Annotated in this window: 4 protein-coding genes; all 4 read left to right on the forward strand. The window is 54.4% G+C overall.

Annotated elements, in window-relative coordinates; genetic code table 11:
• Nucleotides 1-908, forward strand: a 908-nt coding sequence (gene fbp / locus QZ377_RS12560; RefSeq protein ID WP_291441578.1) for a class 1 fructose-bisphosphatase, incomplete at its 5' end; no start/stop codon positions are given.
• A gap of 68 nt (nt 909-976) precedes the next feature.
• Complete coding sequence (gene tsaD / locus QZ377_RS12565; RefSeq protein ID WP_291441580.1) at nt 977-2,062, forward strand: tRNA (adenosine(37)-N6)-threonylcarbamoyltransferase complex transferase subunit TsaD; 1,086 nt, start codon at nt 977-979, stop codon at nt 2,060-2,062.
• Nucleotides 2,063-2,201: 139 nt separating this feature from the next.
• A complete protein-coding gene (gene trxA / locus QZ377_RS12570; RefSeq protein WP_291441582.1) occupies nt 2,202-2,525 on the forward strand; it encodes a thioredoxin in 324 nt (107 codons plus the stop codon).
• The coding region (locus QZ377_RS12575) for an NAD(P)/FAD-dependent oxidoreductase (protein WP_291441584.1) at nt 2,522-2,900 on the forward strand (379 nt) is incomplete at its 3' end. The genes trxA and QZ377_RS12575, both read left to right, overlap by 4 nt.

The raw sequence follows: 2,900 nt of genomic DNA on the forward strand, positions 1-2,900 counted from the left end.
AAAGCATTTCCCGCCGCATTAACAAGGCGGGGCTGCTGGATATTCTCGGCGGCACGGGCGAAGTTAACGTTCAAGGCGAAAATGTTCAGAAGATGGATACAATCGCCAACCGCATTATGCTCTATCGCATGGAGCGCTGTGGCGCTCTCTGTGCCATGAGTTCGGAAGAAGAGGCCGACCTGATCCGCGTCAGCCCGGAATTTCCCCGCGGCGACTATATCTTGATTTTTGATCCGCTGGACGGTTCTTCCAATATTGATGTTAATATCAATGTTGGCACAATTTTTTCGATTTTACGCCGTCCCGAGGGGCATTCTGGTGAAGTGACTCTGGATGAGGTGCTGCAGCCTGGCAACAGGCAAGTGGCGGCAGGGTATATTTTGTATGGCCCCTCCACAATGCTTGTACTTAGCACGGGACAAGGGGTTCATGGTTTTACTCTTGACCCCGGAGTGGGAGAATTTTTGCTTTCCCATCCCAACATGTGCATTCCCGAGCAGGGTTATATCTATTCGGTAAATGAGGGCAACTGGAAAAACTGGGATGCCCCCGCCCGCGAGGCTGTAAACTGGTTTCACGGCTGTGAAACTTCAGATGGAAAACCGTACTCATCTCGGTATGTCGGTGCTCTTGTTGCGGATTTTCATCGCACTCTGATCAACGGTGGCATTTATATGTATCCATCGAATACCAAGAAGCCCAACGGCAAGCTGCGCCTTATGTGCGAGGCTGCCCCCTTGGCCTTTCTTGCAGAGCAGGCCGGCGGCAAGGCAAGTGACGGCAAGAGCCGTATTCTTGAAAGGGTTCCCGAACACTTGCATGCACGTACGCCCTTATTTATCGGTTCCGCCAAAGACGTGGAGGTTGTTGAAAATATTTATGCCAGGCATGCCGGTCTGACAGCCTGACAGCAGACACGCGTAATTGGGGGGCCGCGTTGGGTGCGGCTCCTGTTTTTTGTTGAAAGAGAGATCATATGCTTTGCCTTGGCATTGAAAGTTCCTGTGACGAAACCGCACTGGCCTTGGTGGAAGATGGCCGCCTGCTGCATTCTGTCTTATCCACTCAGGCAGATATGCACGCACTATTTGGCGGTGTTGTGCCCGAGCTGGCATCCCGCGAACATTATCGCTATATCGGCCCCTTGTTTGATGAGCTGATGCGGCGTAGCGGCAAGCGTAATGAAGAAATAGATATTGTAGCTGTCGCGCGTGGTCCGGGGCTGCTTGGCAGCCTGCTGGTGGGGGTGGCCTTTGCCAAGGGGCTTGCTTTCAGTCTGGGAGCGCGTTTTATCGGCGTCAACCATCTGCAGGCGCATCTGTTGGCAGCGGGGCTGGAACAGCCTTTGAAGTTTCCGGCTTTGGGCCTGCTTGTTTCCGGCGGGCATACGCATCTGTACCGTATGGAAACTCCGTGGCGCTGTCTGCCCCTTGGGCGCACTTTGGACGACGCGGCAGGCGAAGCCTTTGATAAGGTCGGCAAAGTGCTTGGCCTGGCCTATCCGGGAGGACGTCTGATGGACGCTCTTGCCGGAGAAGGGCGGGCGGATGGAATTGCCTTTCCACGTCCTTATCTGGATAATGACAATCTGGATTTCAGCTTCAGCGGATTAAAAACTGCCGCTAGCACGTATATTCAGCAACATTTTGCAGACGTGACATGGCCACGCCCTTTGGGCTCGACGGCAGATGCGCCGCAAGATCTGAAAGATTGTTGCGCCGCCTTTAATCTGGCCGTGGTAGATACCCTTTGCACAAAGACTGCAAGAGCACTGGACAGAAATCCGCAGTTGAAATATCTGATTCTTGCGGGAGGCGTTGCCTGCAACTCGTTGTTGCGCCAGCGCGTTACGGAGCTTATGAAGCACAGAGGCGGGCAGGCAATCATTCCCGGTCCGCACTTATGCACGGACAATGCGGCCATGATTGCCTATGCGGGCTGGCTGTTCGGAAAAGAAGGATATTACCACCAATTACACATGGAAGCCGTACCCCGAGGACGCGCTCTGCCTGACGATATGAGGCGCTGTCGAGAATACGCTGAAGACCTGTCAGAAACATGAGATTGTCTTGACAGTCAGGTCTTTGGAAACTACTCTTGCTCAATACAGAGGCCTCGGAATCCATACCCCGAAGCTTCGGTTTTCCGCCTCTGCGCCCTTTCGGGCATGCAGTGCGCAACATAAACCTAAGGAGATAGTTATGGCTGAACAGGTCACTGACGCCACCTTTGAAAGTGTTGTCCTCAAGTCCGATCTGCCGGTTCTGCTTGACTTTTGGGCACCCTGGTGCGGTCCTTGCCGCGCTGTTGGCCCAATTATTGATGAGCTCGCCACCGAATACACGGGCAAAGTGCGCATCGTAAAGATGAACGTGGATGAAAATCCCGCCACTCCCACAAAATTCGGCATTCGCGCTATCCCCACTCTCGTCCTTTTCAAAAACGGCGAAACTGTCGAACAGATCACCGGCGCTGTGACCAAGGCCGCCATGAAAGATCTGCTTGATACCAAGGCGCTGGCATGAAAGCATATGATGCCGTTGTGATCGGCGGCGGCCCCGCCGGCGTTACCGCAGCCTTGTATCTGGCGCGGTCCGGTTGCAGCGTTCTTATGCCGGAGCGTTTGACCTCCGGAGGTCAGTTGCTGCAAACTGAAGCGCTGGAGAACTACCCGGGCTTTCCCAAGGGCATCAAGGGCTATGAACTTGCCGACCTCTTCGCCGCGCATCTTGAAGGTTTGACAGTAGACAGGCCCGCCACCGTTGTTGAATCCATTACCGGCTCGGCGGGCCGGTTTACTGTGCGCACTTCAGACGGAGAGCATACGTGCAAGACTGTGTTGGTATGCTCGGGGGCCAAACATCGCCAGTTGGGCCTTGAAGATGAAGACAGGCTGCGTG

Source organism: Desulfovibrio sp. (genome assembly GCF_019424165.1).
GTDB lineage: Bacteria > Desulfobacterota > Desulfovibrionia > Desulfovibrionales > Desulfovibrionaceae > Desulfovibrio.

Coding starts and splice junctions, on each gene's coding strand:
- tsaD (WP_291441580.1), top strand. CDS start 977: ATGCTTTGCCTTGGCATTGAAAGTTCCTGTGACGAAACCGCACTGGCC.
- trxA (WP_291441582.1), top strand. CDS start 2,202: ATGGCTGAACAGGTCACTGACGCCACCTTTGAAAGTGTTGTCCTCAAG.